Annotated in this window: 14 protein-coding genes and 1 pseudogene; 7 read left to right on the forward strand and 8 right to left on the reverse strand. The window is 70.5% G+C overall.

The window, feature by feature from the left end:
• Window positions 1-60: 60 nt before the first annotated feature.
• From B5557_RS33935 to B5557_RS33945, 3 genes and pseudogenes are all read right to left on the reverse strand, one after another.
• Window positions 61-984 (reverse strand): amino acid ABC transporter permease, encoded by a 924-nt coding sequence (locus B5557_RS33935; RefSeq protein ID WP_079663047.1) that lies wholly within the window; start codon window positions 982-984, stop codon window positions 61-63.
• On the reverse strand, window positions 981-1,865 hold the full coding sequence (locus B5557_RS33940) for an ABC transporter substrate-binding protein (RefSeq protein WP_079663048.1): 885 nt from the start codon (window positions 1,863-1,865) through the stop codon (window positions 981-983). The genes B5557_RS33935 and B5557_RS33940 overlap by 4 nt, the downstream gene beginning before the upstream one ends.
• A gap of 296 nt (window positions 1,866-2,161) precedes the next feature.
• Window positions 2,162-2,350, reverse strand: a pseudogene (locus B5557_RS33945) (MBL fold metallo-hydrolase); the annotation flags it as partial.
• Between B5557_RS33945 and B5557_RS44125 the strand changes: the two are divergent.
• Window positions 2,328-2,624 (forward strand): hypothetical protein, encoded by a 297-nt coding sequence (locus tag B5557_RS44125; protein WP_162499666.1) that lies wholly within the window; start codon window positions 2,328-2,330, stop codon window positions 2,622-2,624. The pseudogene B5557_RS33945 and the gene B5557_RS44125 sit on opposite strands and share 23 nt — an antisense overlap.
• A gap of 211 nt (window positions 2,625-2,835) precedes the next feature.
• On the opposite strand, the gene B5557_RS33950 is transcribed toward B5557_RS44125, so the two are convergent.
• From B5557_RS33950 to B5557_RS33960, 3 genes are all read right to left on the reverse strand, one after another.
• The gene (locus tag B5557_RS33950; RefSeq protein ID WP_079663050.1) at window positions 2,836-3,135 is read right to left on the reverse strand and encodes a DUF6342 family protein; all 300 of its coding nucleotides are present in this window, start codon (window positions 3,133-3,135) and stop codon (window positions 2,836-2,838) included.
• Between the two features lie 439 nt (window positions 3,136-3,574).
• Window positions 3,575-4,228: an MBL fold metallo-hydrolase gene (locus tag B5557_RS33955; RefSeq protein WP_079663051.1), complete on the reverse strand. Its 654-nt coding sequence runs from the start codon at window positions 4,226-4,228 to the stop codon at window positions 3,575-3,577.
• 9 nt (window positions 4,229-4,237) lie between these two features.
• On the reverse strand, window positions 4,238-4,924 hold the full coding sequence (locus B5557_RS33960; RefSeq protein ID WP_079663052.1) for a maleylpyruvate isomerase family mycothiol-dependent enzyme: 687 nt from the start codon (window positions 4,922-4,924) through the stop codon (window positions 4,238-4,240).
• Window positions 4,925-5,147: 223 nt separating this feature from the next.
• Here B5557_RS33960 and uvrA point away from each other — a divergent pair, with 223 nt between their 5' ends.
• Window positions 5,148-8,183: an excinuclease ABC subunit UvrA gene (uvrA, locus tag B5557_RS33965; RefSeq protein WP_079665153.1), complete on the forward strand. Its 3,036-nt coding sequence runs from the start codon at window positions 5,148-5,150 to the stop codon at window positions 8,181-8,183.
• 117 nt (window positions 8,184-8,300) lie between these two features.
• On the opposite strand, the gene B5557_RS33970 is transcribed toward uvrA, so the two are convergent.
• The gene (locus B5557_RS33970) at window positions 8,301-9,212 is read right to left on the reverse strand and encodes a carbohydrate kinase family protein (RefSeq protein ID WP_079663053.1); all 912 of its coding nucleotides are present in this window, start codon (window positions 9,210-9,212) and stop codon (window positions 8,301-8,303) included.
• Window positions 9,213-9,593: 381 nt separating this feature from the next.
• Window positions 9,594-10,565 (reverse strand): hypothetical protein, encoded by a 972-nt coding sequence (locus tag B5557_RS33975; RefSeq protein WP_079663054.1) that lies wholly within the window; start codon window positions 10,563-10,565, stop codon window positions 9,594-9,596.
• Window positions 10,566-10,875: 310 nt separating this feature from the next.
• Here B5557_RS33975 and uvrC point away from each other — a divergent pair, with 310 nt between their 5' ends.
• The 5 genes from uvrC (at window position 10,876) to B5557_RS34000 (ending at window position 19,090) form a co-directional block, all read left to right on the forward strand.
• Window positions 10,876-12,930, forward strand: coding sequence for an excinuclease ABC subunit UvrC (uvrC, locus tag B5557_RS33980; protein ID WP_079663055.1), 2,055 nt, complete (start codon window positions 10,876-10,878; stop codon window positions 12,928-12,930).
• Window positions 12,927-13,925, forward strand: coding sequence for an RNase adapter RapZ (gene rapZ, locus B5557_RS33985; protein WP_079663056.1), 999 nt, complete (start codon window positions 12,927-12,929; stop codon window positions 13,923-13,925). Before uvrC ends, rapZ begins: the two co-directional genes overlap by 4 nt.
• The gene (locus tag B5557_RS33990) at window positions 13,922-14,989 is read left to right on the forward strand and encodes a gluconeogenesis factor YvcK family protein (RefSeq protein ID WP_079663057.1); all 1,068 of its coding nucleotides are present in this window, start codon (window positions 13,922-13,924) and stop codon (window positions 14,987-14,989) included. Before rapZ ends, B5557_RS33990 begins: the two co-directional genes overlap by 4 nt.
• Window positions 14,980-15,969 (forward strand): DNA-binding protein WhiA, encoded by a 990-nt coding sequence (whiA, locus tag B5557_RS33995; RefSeq protein ID WP_079663058.1) that lies wholly within the window; start codon window positions 14,980-14,982, stop codon window positions 15,967-15,969. Before B5557_RS33990 ends, whiA begins: the two co-directional genes overlap by 10 nt.
• Window positions 15,970-16,135: 166 nt before the next feature.
• On the forward strand, window positions 16,136-19,090 hold the full coding sequence (locus B5557_RS34000; RefSeq protein ID WP_079663059.1) for a M14 family metallopeptidase: 2,955 nt from the start codon (window positions 16,136-16,138) through the stop codon (window positions 19,088-19,090).
• Window positions 19,091-19,276: the final 186 nt, after the last annotated feature.

Genomic DNA, 19,276 nt, shown 5'->3' on the forward strand with positions numbered 1-19,276 from the left:
GCACCGGAGTCCGCGGTGCCGGGGTGCGCGGCACCGGGGTGCGCGGCGTCGGAGCGTCGCTCATGTCGTTCCTCCCTGGGCCCGCTGACGGTCCATCCGGGCCGTCACCCAGTCCGTGAAGCGGGTCATCGGGATGGTCAGGGCCACGAAGACCAGTCCCGCGACGATGTACGGCGTGTAGTTCAGGCTGCGGCCCACGATGATGTCCGCCGCGCGTACGGCGTCGATCGCGCCGCCGATCGACACCAGGCCGGTGTCCTTCTGCAGCGACACCAGGTCGTTCAGCAGCGGCGGCACCTGGCGGCGCACGGCCTGGGGGAGCACCACGTGGCGCAGCGTCTGCCGGTTGTTCAGGCCCAGCGAACGGGCCGCGGCACGCTGCGAGGGGTGCACGGACTCGATGCCGGCGCGGAACACCTCGGCGACGTACGCCGAGTACGTCAGGGTCAGCGCCGTACCGCCGAGCCACACCGGGTCGACGGTCACACCCTGCAGGCGCAGCGCGGGGACGCCCAGCACCACGATCATCAGGTTGATGATCAGCGGCAGTCCGCGGAAGAAGTCCGTGTACGCCGCCGCCAGCACCCGCAGCGGGAAGAACACCGGGCCGCGCAGGGTGCGGGCCACGGCGATGAGCATGCCGAGCACTAGGACGGCGGCGCCGCAGATCAGCAGCAGCCGGACGTTCAGCCACAGCCCTTCGAGGACCTTGGGCAGCGCCTCGCGCGCGTACTGCCCGTTGAAGAAGGTCTCCTTGGTGCGCGGCCAGCCGGGTGCGCCGACGACGACCAGGTAGAGGACGACGGCCGTGAGCAGGGTCGACAGCGCGGCGATCGCCGTGGCGCGGCGGGCACGCGCGCGCTGGTAGCGCTCGCGCTCCAGCCGCCGCTGCGAGGGGACGTACGGGTCGCCGGCCCCGCCCCCGGACATGTCGCCCTTGTCGTCCGAGCCTTCCTGGCCGGACTCCTCCTTCGTGACCGTCACTTGAGCACCGGGGCGTCGACGGCGTCGGAGAGCCACTGCTGTTCGAGCTTCGCCAGGGTGCCGTCCTTGCGGAGGGTGTCCACGGCGGCGGTGACGCAGGAGGTGAGCGCGCTGCCCTTGTCGAGTACGAGGCCGAACTGCTCGGGCGCGGCGCCCTGGTTCTCGAACTGGCCGACGATCTCGGCGTCCGTCACCTCGGCGGCGGTGATGTAGAACGCGGTGGGCAGGTCGACCACGATGGCGTCGACCTGGCCGTTCTTCAGCGCGGACTTGGCCTGGTCGTTCTTGGCGTAGACGGCGGCCTGCTGCGTCGGCTTCACCACGTCGTCGATGTAGTCCAGGCTGGTCGTACCGACCTGCGCGCCCAGCTTGAGGCCCTTGAGACCCGCGAGGGTTGTCGCCCTGGCGGCCTTCGAGCCCTTCAGGGCGATGACGGCCTGGCGTACGTCGTAGTAGCCGGAGGAGAAGTCCACGGCCTTCTTGCGCTCGTCGCTGATCGACACCTGGTTGACGTCGAAGTCGAAGGTCTTCTCGCCCGGCGCGAAAGCCTTGTTGAACGGCACGCTCTGCCAGACCACGGCGCTCTTGTCGTAGCCGAGCCGCTGCGCGACGGCGTAGGCCACCGCCGACTCGAAGCCCTTGCCGTTGGACGGCTTGTCGTCCTTGAACCACGGCTCGTACGCGGGCGAGTCGGTGGCGATGGTCAGCTTGCCGGAGGTCTCGGTGGCGAGCTTGCCCTTGGCGCAGGTGTTCGCGCTCGAACCGGACGGCGTGGAAGCCGCCTTCTCCTCCGGCTGTGGAGCGCAGCCGACAGCGGTCGCGAGGAGGGCTACGGTGGCGCCGGCTACGGCGCGGCGCAGAACACGTGGGGCGAGATGCATGGCGGGAGAGTGGCAGCGAAATCCCTGTTTGTCCAGGTCACGCCATCAATTGTCCGCATGGTGGGAACGGGTGTTGCGTTCTTGTGAACAGGGTCGCGCAGTGCGCCTGGGCCGCCGGCCGAGGGCGGGGATAGTGGACCGGCGGCCCATCCGCGCCGGAGCCGTCATCCCGCGCGGGGCTGCCACCAGTTGACCGTGCAACCACGTGTGCGGGGAGCGCGCGCGAGGTACCGGCGTGTGCACACGATTCACACGGGGCGCGCGTCCGGAAACGCGCGCCCCCTGCAAGGGAAGACTCACCACCCGCGCGCGTGCCACTCCGGAAGGTGTGGCCGCTCCGCGCCCAGGGTGGTGTCGTCGCCGTGGCCCGGATAGACCCAGGTCTCGTCCGGCAGCACGGCGAAGATCTTCGTCTCGACGTCGTGGATCAGGCTCGCGAACGCCTTCGGATCCTTGCGGGTGTTGCCCACGCCGCCGGGGAACAAGCGCTTCCGCGTCAACCTCCACCCGAGGCAGAACGGGCTGGACCACGACGGCTGGCTGAGCTGGGCGCGCCCTGTCCGGACCTATCGGTCCACGGGCGTCGGCCTCGTTGCCTCGTGCGGGCCAGTGCCCGTCGTCGCCCCGCTGGCACTGGCTCCTTGCGGCGTACCGGTGGAGGTCGGCACCAGCAAGCCGAGCGTCACGTACCTGCACCTGGAGCGATGCGGAGGCGTAGCGCGCGGGGCGTACGGGGATGACGTCCTGGCCCTCTCGTGAACGTCGAGCATCCGCTGTTCCGCCGCGCGCTAACCGCTGAGCGGAAGTGACCGCCGGGCCCTCTGCTGTGCCGGGCGCGACTGATCTCTTGCCCCGAAAGGGCCCGCGCGACCGGTCTCGGGTCGTGCGGGCCCTTGTGCTGTGCGGGTGGGAGACGGACAGGCTCACGCAGTGACGCGGCCTCGTCGCCCGCCGCAGGGGGAGGACTGCCCTAGTAAGCGAGGTCCTTCTGCTCGGTGATCAGGCGGCCGGCGATGTGCAGGTTTCCATCGGAGTCGAGCACCGCGATGATCTTCTTCGTCGAGCCGTGATGGGTCGTGAAGTAGATCTTGTCCGCCTCCTGCGAGGTGGAGTTGTTCGTGTTCACGGACAGCTCGATGCTCACCGGGGAGCTGATGAGCACGTCCTTCTTGGGCGAGTTCGGGTAGACCTGGTTCTGCCGCAGCCTGATGCGGCCGTGGGTGTCCCCCTCGTTCCAGTCCGTCGCCAATCCGAGATCGATGTCAGCCATGCGACTTCCCCCTCCAGATCCGGTGAATGGGCCTTCGGTTCGGGCCGTTGCGGAGCGCCGGAACCACGGTTGAACCTATGCGGATAGCACATGCGCCGTCACTGGGAGTTCTGTGTATGACTGGATTTCTTCCCAAACGGTCTTGAATCAGCGTTCAGGTCACTAGAGGGCAGAAATGCCCGAAAATCGCGGTGACAGCTGAGGACCCGCCGACCTGTCCGGTTGTGCGGGTCCTTCGCTGTGTCGGGGGCTGCGGCCGGCCCTCGGGGAGTCGCCGATCGAGAGCGGCGGTGGGAAGGGCGGGACGGCTTTGCCGCGCGGCCCCCATGCCGGACGTTACGAGGCGTGGATCGGGCAGGCGCGGGGTTACCGGCTGCGCCGACGTTCTCGAGGATGCCGACGCGCATGGGTGCGGTCGGCGGTGCAGGACGTGTCGTGGCTACCAGCCTCGCGCGCGCCACTCCGCGAGGTGGGGCCGCTCCGTGCCGATGGTGGTGTCGTTGCCGTGGCCGGGATAGATCCAGGTCTCGTCCGGAAGGACGTCGAACAGCTTGGTCTCCAGGCCGTTCATCAGGGAGTTGAACTCTGCGGCCTGTGTTGTCCGGCCAGGGCCCCCCGGGAAGAGGCAGTCGCCGGTGAACACATGGGGATGGCCGTGCGGGTCGTCGTAGACCAGGGCGATCGAGCCGGGCGTGTGACCGACCAGATGGCGCGCGGTGAGCTCCACGTTCCCCACCCGGATGACGTCGCCGTCGTCCAGCAGGACGTCGGTCGGCACCGGGATGCCGTCGGCGTCCTCCCGGCCGGCGTGGGTACGCGCGTGCGTGGCCGCGACGACCTCGGCGAGCGCCTGCCAGTGGTCGCCGTGCTGATGCGTGGTGACGACGGACGCGATGCCGTCGTCACCGATCGTGCCGAGCAGGGCGTGGGCGTCGTTGGCCGCGTCGATCAGCAACTGCTCGTCCGTGGCCCGGCAGCGCAGCAGATAGGCGTTGTTGTTCATCGGGCCGACCGCGATCTTGGTGATCATCAGGTCCTTGAGCTCGTGCACGTCCGCCGGGCCGCCGACCGTCACCTCTCCGCTGTACATCATGGCGGCAGCCTATAGCGGGGGAAGGGCCGGCAGGGGCCCGCCGTCCACGGTCAGCGCGGATCCGTCGCGGCGCCCGGCCAGCCAGCCCAGGAGGTCCGCGGGGGAGCCGCTGACGGTCACCTCCCTTTCGTCGGCCTCGCGGCCCGTGCGCCACACGAGCGTGCCGTCCGTCAGACGCGTCGGCGGGACGTCGGGATGTCCGGTGAACCGCTCCGCGAGGAACTCGGTCTCCCGCGCGGTGAACTCCTCCGGCAGGTCCTCCAGCTCGTAGCCGACGCCGAGGTCCACATGGTGCAGCTCGACCTCCGCCCACCGCCGGAAGGGCACCGAGGCCGCGGAGTCGACGACCCCGTTGCGAAGCTCCACGGTGCGCGACCAGTCCGCGGGCGCGGCGCCCGTCGCCCGGAACCGGGCCGCGCTCTCGCGTACGTCCGTGAGCTGGACGTCCAGGGGGCGCGGGGCGTCCCGCTCGATGTCGGCGTCGCGGACGTGCGCGTCGGCGTACATCGGGCGGCCCTCGAGGGCGTTCACGAGGGCGTCCGCGTTGCGGGCGAGGTGGGCGAGGACATGGCCGCGGCTCCAGCCGGGCAGGCGTGACGACTCGGTCACCGACGCGTTGTCCAGTTTCGCGACTGCGGTGAGCAGCCGCTCGGTCGCGTCACGTACAGACTCCAGGTCATGAGCGTGATCAATCATGATGCTGACCCTAGCCCCGCCACCCCTTCGGGTGAAGGTGGCGGACCGCGGCCCAAAATCGAATGCACGTGCTATATGGTCGGTGGCGGCGTCGGGCATGCTGGAAGACCGGGGATTGTTGTGAACCGGTGAACCCCGACCGGCGTTGTCAGTGGCTCCCCCTAGTCTGAAAAGGACGGGGGCCCCGCCCCTGTCACTTCTCTCAAGAAAGGTGCGGACCGGCGTGGCCGACCGTCTCATCGTCCGTGGCGCGCGCGAGCACAACCTCAAGAATGTCTCGCTCGACCTGCCACGCGACTCGCTCATCGTCTTCACGGGCCTGTCGGGGTCGGGCAAGTCCTCGCTGGCCTTCGACACCATCTTCGCCGAGGGCCAGCGGCGCTACGTCGAGTCCCTCTCCTCGTACGCCCGCCAGTTCCTCGGCCAGATGGACAAGCCGGACGTCGACTTCATCGAGGGCCTCTCCCCGGCCGTCTCCATCGACCAGAAGTCGACCTCGCGCAACCCGCGCTCCACGGTCGGCACCATCACCGAGGTCTACGACTACCTGCGTCTGCTCTTCGCGCGCATCGGCAAGCCGCACTGCCCCGAGTGCAGCCGCCCGATCACGCGCCAGTCGCCGCAGGCCATCGTCGACAAGGTGCTGGAGCTGCCGGAGGGCAGCCGCTTCCAGGTGCTGTCGCCGCTGGTGCGCGAGCGCAAGGGCGAGTTCGTCGACCTGTTCGCGGATCTCCAGACCAAGGGCTACTCCCGCGCGCGGGTCGACGGCACGACCATCCAGCTCTCCGAACCGCCCACGCTGAAGAAGCAGGAGAAGCACACCATCGAGGTGGTCATCGACCGTCTCACGGTGAAGGACACGGCCAAGCGCCGCCTCACCGACTCGGTGGAGACCGCGCTCGGCCTCTCCGGCGGGATGGTCGTGCTCGACTTCGTCGACCTCCCCGAGGGCGACCCCGAGCGCGAGCGCATGTACTCGGAGCACCTGTACTGCCCGTACGACGACCTGTCCTTCGAGGAGCTGGAGCCCCGCTCCTTCTCCTTCAACTCGCCCTTCGGCGCCTGTCCCGAGTGCACCGGCATCGGCACGCGCATGGAGGTCGACGCCGAGCTGATCGTCCCGGACGAGGACAAGTCCCTCGACGAGGGCGCCATCCACCCCTGGTCGCACGGCCACACCAAGGACTACTTCGGCCGCCTGATCGGCGCCCTCGCGGACGCGCTGGGCTTCCGTACGGACATCCCCTTCGCAGGCCTGCCGCAGCGCGCCAAGAAGGCCCTGCTGTACGGCCACAAGACGCAGATCGAGGTCCGTTACCGCAACAGGTACGGCCGCGAGCGGGTGTACACCACGCCCTTCGAGGGCGCCGTCCCGTTCGTGAAGCGCCGGCACGGCGAGGCCGAGAGCGACGCCAGCCGTGAGCGCTTCGAGGGCTACATGCGCGAGGTGCCCTGCCCCACCTGCGAGGGCACGCGCCTCAAGCCGCTGGTCCTCGCGGTCACGGTCATGGACAAGTCCATCGCCGAGGTCTCCGGGATGTCCATCAGCGACTGCGCGGACTTCCTGGGGGAGCTGAAGCTCAACGCCCGCGACAAGAAGATCGCCGAGCGCGTCCTGAAGGAGGTCAACGAGCGGCTGCGGTTCCTCGTCGACGTCGGCCTGGACTACCTCTCCCTCAACCGCGCGGCCGGCACGCTCTCCGGCGGCGAGGCCCAGCGCATCCGCCTGGCCACCCAGATCGGCTCCGGCCTCGTCGGCGTCCTCTACGTCCTCGACGAGCCGTCCATCGGTCTGCACCAGCGCGACAACCACCGGCTGATCGAGACCCTCGTCCGACTGCGCGACATGGGCAACACGCTCATCGTCGTCGAGCACGACGAGGACACCATCAAGGTCGCCGACTGGATCGTCGACATCGGCCCCGGGGCCGGCGAGCACGGCGGCAAGGTCGTGCACAGCGGCTCCCTGAAGGAGCTGCTCGCCAACGCCGAGTCGCAGACCGGGCAGTACCTGTCCGGCAAGAAGGCGATCCCGGTGCCCGACATCCGGCGTCCGCAGGACCCCTCCCGCCGGCTCACCGTGCACGGCGCCCGCGAGAACAACCTTCAGGACATCGACGTGTCCTTCCCGCTGGGCGTGTTCACCGCGGTCACCGGCGTCTCCGGTTCCGGCAAGTCCACGCTGGTCAACGACATCCTGTACACGCACCTGGCCCGCGAGCTGAACGGCGCGAGGAACGTTCCCGGGCGGCACACGCGTGTGGACGGCGACGACCTCGTCGACAAGGTCGTGCACGTCGACCAGTCGCCCATCGGCCGCACCCCGCGCTCCAACCCGGCCACGTACACGGGCGTCTTCGACCACGTCCGCAAGCTGTTCGCGGAGACGACCGAGGCGAAGGTCCGCGGCTATCTGCCCGGCCGCTTCTCCTTCAACGTCAAGGGCGGTCGCTGCGAGAACTGCGCGGGCGACGGCACGATCAAGATCGAGATGAACTTCCTCCCGGACGTCTACGTCCCGTGCGAGGTCTGCCACGGCGCCCGCTACAACCGGGAGACGCTGGAGGTCCACTACAAGGGCAAGTCCATCGCGGACGTCCTGAACATGCCGATCGAGGAGGCGACGGACTTCTTCGAGGCGGTCCCCGCGATCGCCCGCCACCTCAACACCCTGAAGGACGTCGGCCTCGGCTACGTCCGGCTCGGCCAGTCCGCGACGACGCTGTCCGGCGGTGAGGCCCAGCGTGTGAAGCTCGCCAGCGAGCTCCAGCGCCGTTCCACCGGCCGCACGGTCTACGTCCTGGACGAGCCGACGACGGGTCTGCACTTCGAGGACATCAGCAAGCTGCTGAAGGTCCTCGCCGGCCTCGTCGACAAGGGCAACACGGTCATCGTCATCGAGCACAACCTCGACGTGATCAAGACCGCCGACTGGGTGGTCGACATGGGTCCCGAGGGCGGCGCCGGCGGCGGTCTGGTGGTCGCCGAGGGCACGCCCGAGGAGGTCGCCGGGGTGCCGACCAGCCACACCGGCAAGTTCCTGCGGGAGGTCCTCGGCGCCGACCGGATCAGCGACGCCGCCCAGGTGAGGGCCCCGCGCAGGACGGCGGCGAAGAAGACGGTCGCGGCCCGGACCACGGCGCGCAAGACGGCGACCGCCAAGACGTCGACGGCGAACGACACGGCGACCAAGAAGGCCGCCGGGGCGACGACGAAGGCGACCGCCGCGAAGAAGACGACACGGGCCCGCAAGGCCTGACGGACCGCGCGAGCAACACGGCGCCCCGCGGGAACTCCCCGCGGGGCGCCGCCCGTTGCCCCTCTACCGGGCCGACGCCACCTTCCAGCGCCGCCGCCCCCGCAGTGCCAACGGCCTCTAGAACTCGCCCAGTTCGGAGGCGTACGGTGGTTCCGCTCCGGCCCGGGAGCAGGTGATCGCCGCCGCGCGTGCGGCGAACCGCAGCAACTGCCCCCAACCGTCGGCGCCCAGCCCCTCGAGGGCGGCCGGGGACAGGGCGTCCCGCGCCGAAAGGCCGTGCAGCAGGGCCGCGTTCACCGTGTCCCCCGCACCGATAGTGTCCACCACGTCCACCTCCTCACCCGATACCGCGTACACGGCGCCGCTCCGGGTGAAGGCGGTCAGTCCGTCCCCGCCCTGGGTGATCACGACGGCCGAAGGACCGGCGGACAACCACTCGCGCGGGGTGCCGCCCAGCCACTCGGCGTCCTCCTCGGAGAGCTTGAGCAGGGACACCGACGGCAGCCAGCTCTTGAAGCGGGCCCGGTAGGCGTCGGCGTCGGGGATCAGCCCGGGGCGGATGTTCGGGTCGAGCACGGTGAACAGGCCCTGTGCCGCGGCGGCCCGCAGCAGCTCCTCGTACGCGCTCGCGCCCGGCTCCAGGACGAGCGAGCAGGTGCCGAAGGACACCGCACGCGTCCCCGCGGGCAGCGTGGCCGGCATCGAGAACAGCCGGTCGGCGGTGCCGTCGACGTAGAAGGAGTAGGCGGCCGAACCGTTCCCGTCGATCGTGGCGACGGCGAGCGTGGTCGGCTCCGCGCCGCGTTGCACCGACGACAGGTCCACGCCGGATTCCCGCAGTCTGCCCAGCAGCGCCTCGCCGAAGGCGTCCCGCGAGGTGCGGGAGCAGAAGGCCGTGGGGGAGCCGAGACGGCCCAGCGCGACGGCCGTGTTGTAGGGGCCGCCGCCGAGCGCCGGCTGCAGCCCCGCGAGGGCACCCGTGCCCTGCGGTACCAGGTCGATCAGGGCCTCACCGGCGACGACGATCACAGGACGGTTCCTTTCGGGTTCTCTGGCTGCGCATGCGAGGGACGCCGGTGCGGGCGAGCCGCACGAGTCCGCGCCGGCCGGTCGCCGGACAACGGCACGGCACGGTGTCCTCGGGCCTGGACAGGCCGCGCTCGCGCAGGGTGCGCGGGGTGCCCAGCGGGCCGGCGGTCATCGCGTGCCGTTCAGCGCGTACGAGACGGCCCCCAAGCGGACACCCGCGTGCCGCGCGACGTCGGCCATGGTCGGCATCGCGCCCTTCCCGCCCCTCGGACCTCGCGGCCTCTCACTGACCTTCCGGCCGGGAAGCTATCCCATTCGAAGGCGCGCGTAAACGCGGCCCGACACCTGCGGGAACGCCTGAACGGGCAGCGAAACGGCCGTTCAATCCCAGTCCCAGCCGATGCCCACCATGCCCGACCGTACCCGCGGCTCGACGAGGTGCACCGAGCGGTGCCGGCCGCTGAACGGCAGTTCCTGGCGGCCGCTGCGCGGCGCCGCCGCCGAGTGCTGGGTGAACCGGTGGCAGCGCACCGGGAGGGCGTGCTCGTCGAAGCGGATCTGCAGGGCGTACTGGCCGCCCGCCGAGCCGAAGCCGCGGACGTACTCGCGGGACGCGCCGGCGGTGCCGTCCTCGACGCCGTAGCGGAAGAGGAAGGTGTCGCCGGCCCGTAGGCGGGTGTCGAAGAGGAGTTCGGCCACGAGCACGCCGGTGTCGTGGTGGCGGCGGACGCGGCCGGCCCGGCAGTTCTCCAGGGCGTGCACCGTCATCCGCTCCGGGGTGCATCCGGGGTCGCCGTGGTGGACGGCCACGAAGCGGTCGACGCCGTCACGGTGGGCGCGCACGATGTGCTGCGACTCGCGCCCCAGGAGCTCGCGTCGCGCCCCGATGCGGACCCGTTCGTGATGGCCCAGGGTGTGCAGCCCGCCGTCGACGGGGCACTCCAGTTCGCCGAGCAGCCGTTCGAGGATGCCGGAGGCCTCCAGGAGCGAACGGTAGGTGCGGCCCGCGGACTGTCCGGCCCCTGCGGTGCCGCCCCCGCCGTCGGGCTCCGCGAGCAGCCGGATCAGGGACTCCTCCGGCAGGTGCAGGATCTCCTCCAGCGCGCGGACGGCCCGCAGCGACTCGGGGCGCTGCGGCCGCCGGGCGCCCTGCTGCCAGTAGCTCAGGCTCGTCACGCCCACCTTGACCCCGTAACGCGACAGATGGTGCTGGACGCGCTGCAGCGGCAGTCCACGGGCGGCTATCGCGGCGCGCAGCGCCACATGGAAGGGGCCGCCCCGCAGGGCCGTCTGGAGTTCCGCCGTGGCGGCGGTGTCGACGGCGGCGTCCGCGTGCTGTGTGGCGTGCGGCATGCAGGGGCCTTTCTGTGAATGCTCACGACGGCTGGTCGGACCGTGCGCGTGGGGGGTCGGGGCCTTGGCTGCGTCGCCGGAACTCCTTCACATCCGTAGGGCGGCCTTCAGGGCCCCGAGTTCCCCCGCATTGAAGCGTGTTGACCAAGTCCCGACAACACCTGTTGCCCGAGTGGCACGTGCATGTGGCCGAGTCGGTGCCCCAGGGGCCGCGCCTCCTGAGCCCCGCTCGTCCACAGCACCGTCGGACACCCCGATCGTTGTCCACAGCCCCACCGGAGTGTCACCCCGCGCCAGTAGGGTGTGAGACATGGCCGACCCCTCCAGCTACCGCCCCAAGCCGGGACAGATCCCGGACTCTCCGGGGGTGTACCGATTCCGCGACGAGCACCGCCGGGTGATCTACGTCGGAAAGGCGAAGAGCCTGCGCCAGCGCCTTGCGAACTACTTCCAGGACCTGGCGGGCCTGCACCCGCGCACCCGCACGATGGTCACCACGGCCGCGTCGGTGGAGTGGACGGTGGTGTCCACGGAGGTCGAGGCGCTGCAGCTGGAGTACTCCTGGATCAAGGAGTACGACCCCCGGTTCAACGTCAAGTACCGCGACGACAAGAGCTACCCGTACCTCGCGGTCACGATGAACGAGGAGTACCCGCGCGTGCAGGTGATGCGCGGCCACAAGAAGAAGGGCGTCAGGTACTTCGGGCCGTACGCGCACGCGTGGGCGATCCGGGACACCGTCGACCTGCTGCTGCGCGTCTTCCCCGTGCGCACCTGCTCCGCCGGCGTGTTCAAGAACGCCGCCCGCACCGGCCGCCCCTGTCTGCTCGGCTACATCGGCAAGTGCTCCGCGCCCTGCGTGGGCCGGATCTCCCCCGACGACCACTGGGAACTCGCCGACGAGTTCTGCGACTTCATGACCGGCCGCACCGGCACCTACCTCCGCCGCCTGGAGAAGCAGATGATGGAGGCGGCCGAGGAGATGGAGTACGAGCGGGCCGCCCGCCTGCGCGACGACATCGAGGCGCTGAAGAAGGCCATGGAGAAGAACGCGGTCGTGCTCGCGGACGCGACCGACGCCGACCTGATCGCGGTCGCCGAGGACGAGCTGGAGGCGGCCGTCCAGATCTTCCACGTCCGCGGCGGACGCGTGCGCGGCCAGCGCGGCTGGGTCACCGACAAGGTCGAGGACGTCACGACCGGCGCCCTCGTCGAGCACGCCCTCCAGCAGTTGTACGGCGAGGAGACGGGCGACTCCGTCCCCAAGGAGGTCCTGGTCCCCGCCCTGCCCGACCCGGTCGAACCCGTGCAGGAGTGGCTCACTGGGCGGCGCGGGTCCAACGTGTCGCTGCGCATCCCGCAGCGGGGCGACAAGAAGGCCCTGATGGAGACCGTCGAACGCAACGCACAGCAGGCGCTCGTCCTGCACAAGACGAAGCGGGCCTCCGACCTGACCACGCGCTCGCGCGCCCTGGAGGAGATCGCCGAGGCCCTCGACCTGGACAGCGCCCCGCTGCGCATCGAGTGCTACGACATCTCCCACCTCCAGGGGGACGACGTCGTGGCCTCCATGGTCGTCTTCGAGGACGGTCTGCAGCGCAAGAGCGAGTACCGCCGCTTCCAGATCAAGGGCTTCGAGGGCCAGGACGACGTCCGCTCCATGCACGAGGTGATCACCCGCCGCTTCCGGCGCTACCTCGCGGAGAAGGAGCGGACGGGCGAGTGGGTCGACGAGGAGCCGGACGGCGATCTCGGCCAGGGCCTGAAGGACGAGGAGGGCCGCCCCAAGCGCTTCGCCTACCCGCCCCAGCTCGTCGTCGTCGACGGCGGACAGCCGCAGGTCGCGGCTGCCAAGCGGGCGCTGGACGAGCTCGGTATCGACGACATCGCCGTCTGCGGCCTCGCCAAGCGGCTGGAGGAGGTCTGGCTGCCGGACGACGACGACCCGGTCGTCCTGCCCCGCAGCAGCGAGGGCCTCTACCTGCTCCAGCGCGTCCGTGACGAGGCCCACCGCTTCGCGATCACCTACCAGCGAACCAAGCGGGCCAAACGCTTCCGCGCCGGTCCGCTGGACGAGGTGCCGGGGCTCGGCGAGGCGCGCAAGCAGGCGCTGATCAAGCACTTCGGGTCGGTGAAGAAGCTGCGCGCCGCGACGATCGAGCAGATCTGCGAGGTCCCCGGCATAGGCCGCAAGACGGCCGAGACCATCGCCGTGGCCCTCGCGCAGGCGGCACCGCCCGCCCCCGCCGTGAACACGGCGACCGGAGAGATCATTGATGATGAGGAACCCGACACCACGACGGGTTCCCCCGGAGACCCCGTGACGGCGGGCGCCCCGGAAGAACGACGGGGGCAGGAGACATGACCGAGCACGAGACACACCCCACAGACCGGCGAGAACAGACCCCAGCGGGCCCCGACAGCCCCCAGCAAGAAGCACGCCAGGAAGACGGAGCACAGGTGAGTACGGACGTCACCCCACCCGGGATCCCCGAGGCGGCCATCCCCGAGCTGGTGATCATCTCCGGCATGTCCGGGGCCGGCCGCTCGACGGCAGCCAAGTGTCTGGAGGACCTCGGCTGGTTCGTGGTCGACAACCTCCCGCCCGCCCTGATCCCCACCATGGTGGAGCTGGGCGCCCGCTCCCAGGGCAACGTGGCGCGGATCGCGGTCGTCGTCGACGTCCGAGGCCGGCGCTTCTTCGACAACCTCCGCGAGTCCCTCTCCGACCTGGCGTCGAGGAACGTCACACGGCGGATCGTCTTCCTGGAGTCCTCCGACGACGCCCTGGTGCGCCGCTTCGAGTCCGTGCGCCGCCCGCACCCCCTGCAGGGCGACGGCCGCATCGTCGACGGCATCGACGCCGAACGCGAGCTGCTGCGCGAGCTGCGTGGCGACGCCGACCTGGTGATCGACACCTCCAGCCTCAACGTGCACGAGCTGCGCGCCAAGATGGACGCCCAGTTCGCGGGCGAGGAGGAGCCCGAACTGCGGGCTACCGTCATGTCCTTCGGTTTCAAGTACGGCCTGCCGGTCGACGCCGACCTGGTCGTGGACATGCGGTTCTTGCCCAACCCGCACTGGGTGCCGGAGCTGCGCCCCTACACCGGCCTCAACGAGGAGGTCTCCACGTACGTCCTCAACCAGCCCGGCGCGAAGGAATTCCTCGACCGCTACGCCGAACTCCTCCAGCTGGTTGCCGCGGGCTACCGTCGGGAGGGCAAGCGTTATGTGACCATCGCGGTCGGTTGCACGGGCGGTAAGCACCGCTCGGTGGCCATGTCGGAGAAGCTCGCCGCGCGCCTCGCGGCCGAGGGCGTGGAGACGGTGGTCGTGCACCGGGACATGGGACGGGAATGACAGGACGTACTCCGCGGCTCGGCCGGCTGCGCAGGGTCGCCCCCGAGGGGCGCGCGGGCCGGCCGGTCGAGGCCCGCGGCGGCAAACCCCGCCGCCGCGGCACCCAGCCCAAGGTCGTCGCCCTCGGCGGCGGCATGGGCCTGTCCGCCTCGCTCACCGCACTGCGCCGGATCACCGGCGACCTCACCGGCGTCGTCACGGTGGCCGACGACGGCGGCTCCAGCGGACGTCTGCGCGACGAGCTGGGCGTGCTGCCGCCCGGCGACCTGCGCAAGGCGCTGGCCGCCCTGTGCGGCGACGACGACTGGGGCCAGACCTGGGCCCGGGTCATCCAGCACCGCTTCCAGTCGCAGGGCGAGATCAACGGCCACGCGGTCGGCAATCTGCTGATCGTCGCCCTGTGGGAACAGCTCGGCGATCACGTCCAGGCGCTGGACCTGGTCGGCAAGCTGCTCGGCGCGCAGGGGCGGGTGCTGCCCATGTCCGCCGTGCCGCTGGAGCTCCAGGCGCTGGTCAAGGGGCACGACCCGGACCGGCCGGACGACATCGACACCGTCCGGGGACAGGCGACCGTGGCGCTGACGCGCGGCGAGGTGCAGTCCGTGCACCTGGTGCCGAACGACCCGCCGGCCGTCCCCGAGGCCGTCGCCGCCGTCCTGGACGCGGACTGGGTGGTGCTCGGGCCCGGCTCCTGGTTCTCCTCGGTCATGCCGCACCTGCTGGTGCCCGAGCTGCTGGACGCTCTCATGGAGACGAAGGCGCGCCGGGTGCTCTCCTTGAACCTCGCCCCGCAACCGGGAGAAACCGACGGCTTCTCCCCGCAGCGTCATTTGGAGGTTTTGGGACGACACGCCCCTAAACTCGCCCTGGACGTGGTGCTGGCCGACGAGGCAGCCGCGCCCGACCGCGACTCGCTGACCGACGCCGCCAAACGCTTCGGGGCCGCGGTCGAGCTGGCGCCGGTGGCCCGGCCCGACGGAACCCCGAGGCATGACCCGGAGCTGTTGGCCGCCGCGTACGACCGTATTTTTCGGATGCATGGAAGGATCGGCCCATGGCGATGACGGCAGCGGTGAAGGACGAGATCTCCCGGCTCCCCGTCACCCGGACCTGCTGCAGAAAGGCGGAGGTCTCCGCCATTCTGCGGTTCGCCGGCGGCCTCCACCTGGTGAGCGGGCGCATCGTGATCGAGGCGGAGCTGGACACCGCGATGGCGGCTCGGCGGCTCAAGCGGGACATCCTGGAGATCTTCGGCCACAGCTCGGAGCTGATCGTGATGGCTCCGGGCGGTCTGCGCCGCGGCTCGCGCTATGTCGTGCGCGTGGTAGCGGGCGGCGACCAGCTGGCCCGGCAGACGGGGCTCGTCGACGGCCGCGGCCGTCCGATCCGGGGTCTGCCCCCGCAGGTGGTCTCCGGCGCGACCTGTGACGCGGAGGCGGCCTGGCGCGGGGCCTTCCTGGCCCACGGCTCGCTCACCGAGCCCGGCCGCTCCTCCTCCCTGGAGGTGACCTGCCCGGGCCCGGAGGCCGCGCTCGCGCTGGTCGGCGCCGCCCGCCGGCTCTCCATCGCGGCGAAGGCCCGCGAGGTGCGCGGGGTCGACCGGGTCGTCGTCCGCGACGGCGACGCGATCGGGGCGCTGCTCACCCGGCTCGGCGCACACGAGTCGGTGCTGGCCTGGGAGGAGCGCCGGATGCGCCGCGAGGTGCGGGCCACGGCGAACCGGCTCGCCAACTTCGACGACGCCAACCTGCGCCGTTCCGCCCGCGCCGCCGTTGCCGCCGGGGCCCGCGTCCAGCGCGCCCTGGAGATCCTCGGGGACGAGGTGCCCGAGCATCTCGCGGCGGCCGGCCGGCTGCGCATGGACCACAAGCAGGCCTCCCTGGAGGAGCTGGGCGCGCTCGCCGACCCGCCGCTGACGAAGGACGCGGTCGCCGGCCGGATCCGCCGGCTGCTGGCGATGGCCGACAAGCGCGCCTCCGACCTCGGCATCCCGGGAACGGACGCCAACCTCAGCGAGGAGCTCGCCGACAACCTGGTCGGCTGAGAACTCGTCAGAACGCCGGTGGTGTCCTCGTGCTGTCATCCGATGGGGTGACAGCACGAGGACACCACCGGCAGGTGCCTGGCCTTGAGGCGCCCTTGACTGGATCATGATCTGTCATGAGCCTGGCAGAGTTCGCTGCTGTGGCGAACTCACGCTAGGGGGGTTCATGAGACGTAGAGCGAGATCGATCCTCGCTGTCGGCGCCCTGCTGCTCGGCGGAGCGGCGCTCGCACCCATCGCCCAGGCGCAGACCGCGAACTCGCCGAAACCCGACCCGGACGAGGTCAAGGTCTTCCGGGCCGAGGTCACCAAGAAGCAGGTACCCCTGCTGCTGGCGGCCGGCCAGGACGGCCACGAACTCGGCGAGCAGGCGCCCGCGAAGGGCACCGCCACGGTCGAGGTCTACCTCACCGACAAGCAGGCGAAGAAGCTTCGGAAGCAGGGTGTCGAGCTCACCGAGCACACACTTTCGGCCAAGGCGGAAAACCGCGTCGAGGCCGCAGCCGAGGGCGTGTTCCGCCCGTACAGCGGCAGCGGCGGCCTGAAGGAGGAGATCCTCCGCACCGGACAGGAGAATCCCGGCCTCACCAAGGTCGTCTCCATCGGCAAGACCGTCAACGGCCAGGACATCCTCGCTCTCAAACTGACCAAGGGCGCGAAGAAGTCCAAGGACGGCTCCAAGCCGTCGGTCCTGTATATGTCCAACCAGCACGCGCGCGAGTGGATCACCCCGGAGATGACCCGCCGGCTGATGCACTACTACCTGGACAACTACAAGACCGACAAGCGCGTCAGGAAGATCGTCGACTCCAGCGAACTGTGGTTCGTGATCTCGGCCAACCCCGACGGCTACGACTACACCTTCAAGGACTCCGACACCCGGCTGTGGCGCAAGAACCTGCGGGACGTCAACGGCGACGGTGTGATCTCCACCGGTGACGGCGTCGACCTCAACCGCAACTTCGCCTACAAGTGGGGCTACGACGACGAGGGTTCGTCCCCCAACCCCACCAGCGAGACCTACCGCGGCCCGAGCCCCGCCTCCGAGCCCGAGACCAAGGCGCTCGACGCCTTCGAGAAGCGGATCGGGTTCACGTACGGCATCAACTACCACTCCGCCGCCGAACTGCTCCTCTACGGCGTCGGCTGGCAGGTCGCCACCGACACCCCGGACGACGTCGCCTACAAGGCGCTCGCCGGCACCCCCGACAACAGCGCGGTGCCGGGCTACCACCCGCAGGTCTCCTCGGAGCTGTACACGACGAACGGCGAGGCGGACGGCCACGCGTCGAACGTCAACGGCCTCGCCATGTTCACCCCGGAGATGTCGACCTGCCAGACCGCGTCGAACATCGACCCGAACGACCAGTGGAACGCCTCCGACTGTCAGTCGGGGTTCAACTTCCCGGACGACGAGAAGCTGATCCAGGGCGAGTTCGCCAAGAACGTCCCGTTCGCGCTCTCCGTCGCAGAGTCCGCCGCCCAGCCCGACCAGCCGAAGTCCTCGGTCGGTCTGAAGGCCGCCGACTTCACCCCGGCGCCGTTCACCACGTCGTACGCGCGCGGCGCCGACCAGGAGGTCTCCGTCGTCGTACGCAAGGCGATCCGGGACAAGGAGGTCAAGTACCGCGTCAACGGCGGCCGTACGCACGAGCGGGCGCTCAAGGCATGGAAGGGCGGCGAGACCTACGGCGGGGACGACAACCTCTTCTTCGACGAGTACCGGGCCAAGGTGCGAGGCGGAGGACCGGGCGACAAGGTCGAGGTGTGGTTCACCGGTGCGACCAAGGCCGGCAAGAAGGTCTCCAGCTCGCACTTCACGTACACGATCGCCGCACGCCCCCAGGCCGACACGCTCGTCGTCGCCGAGGAGGGCGCGGCCGCCACACAGGCGCAGACCTACGTCGACGCGCTGAAGGCCAACGGCCGCAAGGCGGTCGTCTGGGACGTCGCCGCCCAGGGCGCGCCCGACGCGCTCGGCGTGCTGAGCCACTTCGACACGGTCGTCCACTACACGGGCGCGAGCGTCCCCGGCAACCCGACCCAGCTCGAGCTGCGCGCCTTCCTCAACGAGGGCGGCAAGCTGATCGAGGCGGGCGAACTGGCCGGCGGCACCGTCGACCTCGGCGACGGCACCCCGTCCAACGACTTCAGCCAGTACTACCTCGGCGCCTACTCCCGTACCTCGACCCCCGGCGCCACCGGCTTCACCGGCTCCGGAAAGCTCGGCGGCCTCAGCGGGGCCCTCGGCGCCGCGCCCGGCAACCCGCTCGACAAGGCGGGCACCTACGGGGTCACCTCGGACGAGCTGCCGGCCGCCTCCTACCCGCAGTTCAAGAGCGCGGGCGCGGGCCGGTTCGCCGGGACGGTCAACCCGTACGGGCCGTACACGGGCTCGTACATGGCCGCCGCAGTGCACACCGACGACGCCTACAAGCGCCTCACCCGCACCATCGACCTCAGCGGTGTCGGCGCGGCGAGCAGGCCCACCCTGCGTACCCAGCTCCTGTGGGACACCGAGCCCGGCTACGACAACGCGATCGTCGAGATCCACACGGTCGGCGCCGACGACTGGACCACGCTCCCCGAGGCGGGCGGCGCCACCACCGCCGCCGTCCCCGCGGACTGCGGCGCCGGCTTCTACATCACCGGGCACCCGTGGCTGCGGCACTACCTCACCCTCGGCTCGGGCGCCTGCACCGCGACCGGCACCACCGGTTCCTGGAACGCCCTCACCGGCGCCTCCAGCGGCTGGCAGCAGGTGAACTTCGACCTGAGCGCCTACGCGGGCAAGAACGTCGAGGTGTCGATCTCCTACGTCACCGACCCCGGCACCGGCGGCCACGGCGTCCTCGCGGACGACGCCTCGCTGGTCGTCGGGGGCGCCGTCACCCAGGCGGAGGGCTTCGAGACGTCACTCGGCGCCTGGCGAGTCGCCGGTCCGCCCGCGGGCAGCCCGGCCGTCCTGAAGGACTGGACGCGCACCGGCGCCCTGTTCCAGACGTACGGAGCGGTCACCACCGACGACACCGTGCTGCTGGGCTTCGGCCTGGAACACGTCACCTCGGCGGCCGACCGCAAGGCGCTCATCGGAAAGGCGCTCGACTCACTTGAGAGCTGACACGCCGAAGTCAACCCCGCATCATCGTTCGTAACCGAATCGAGTGATGGGGCCTTCCGGCCCGGGCGGTCCGTACCCCTACTGGCGGGTACGGGCCGCCCTGCCGTGTATGGGCGGACTCGATGTCACTGCGGCGGCCTCGGAGAGGTAGGGTCGGGGGTGGTCGGGGACATCCCAAATACAGCT

The organism is Streptomyces sp. 3214.6 (genome assembly GCF_900129855.1).
In the GTDB taxonomy this organism is placed as follows: Bacteria; Actinomycetota; Actinomycetes; order Streptomycetales; family Streptomycetaceae; genus Streptomyces; species Streptomyces soliscabiei.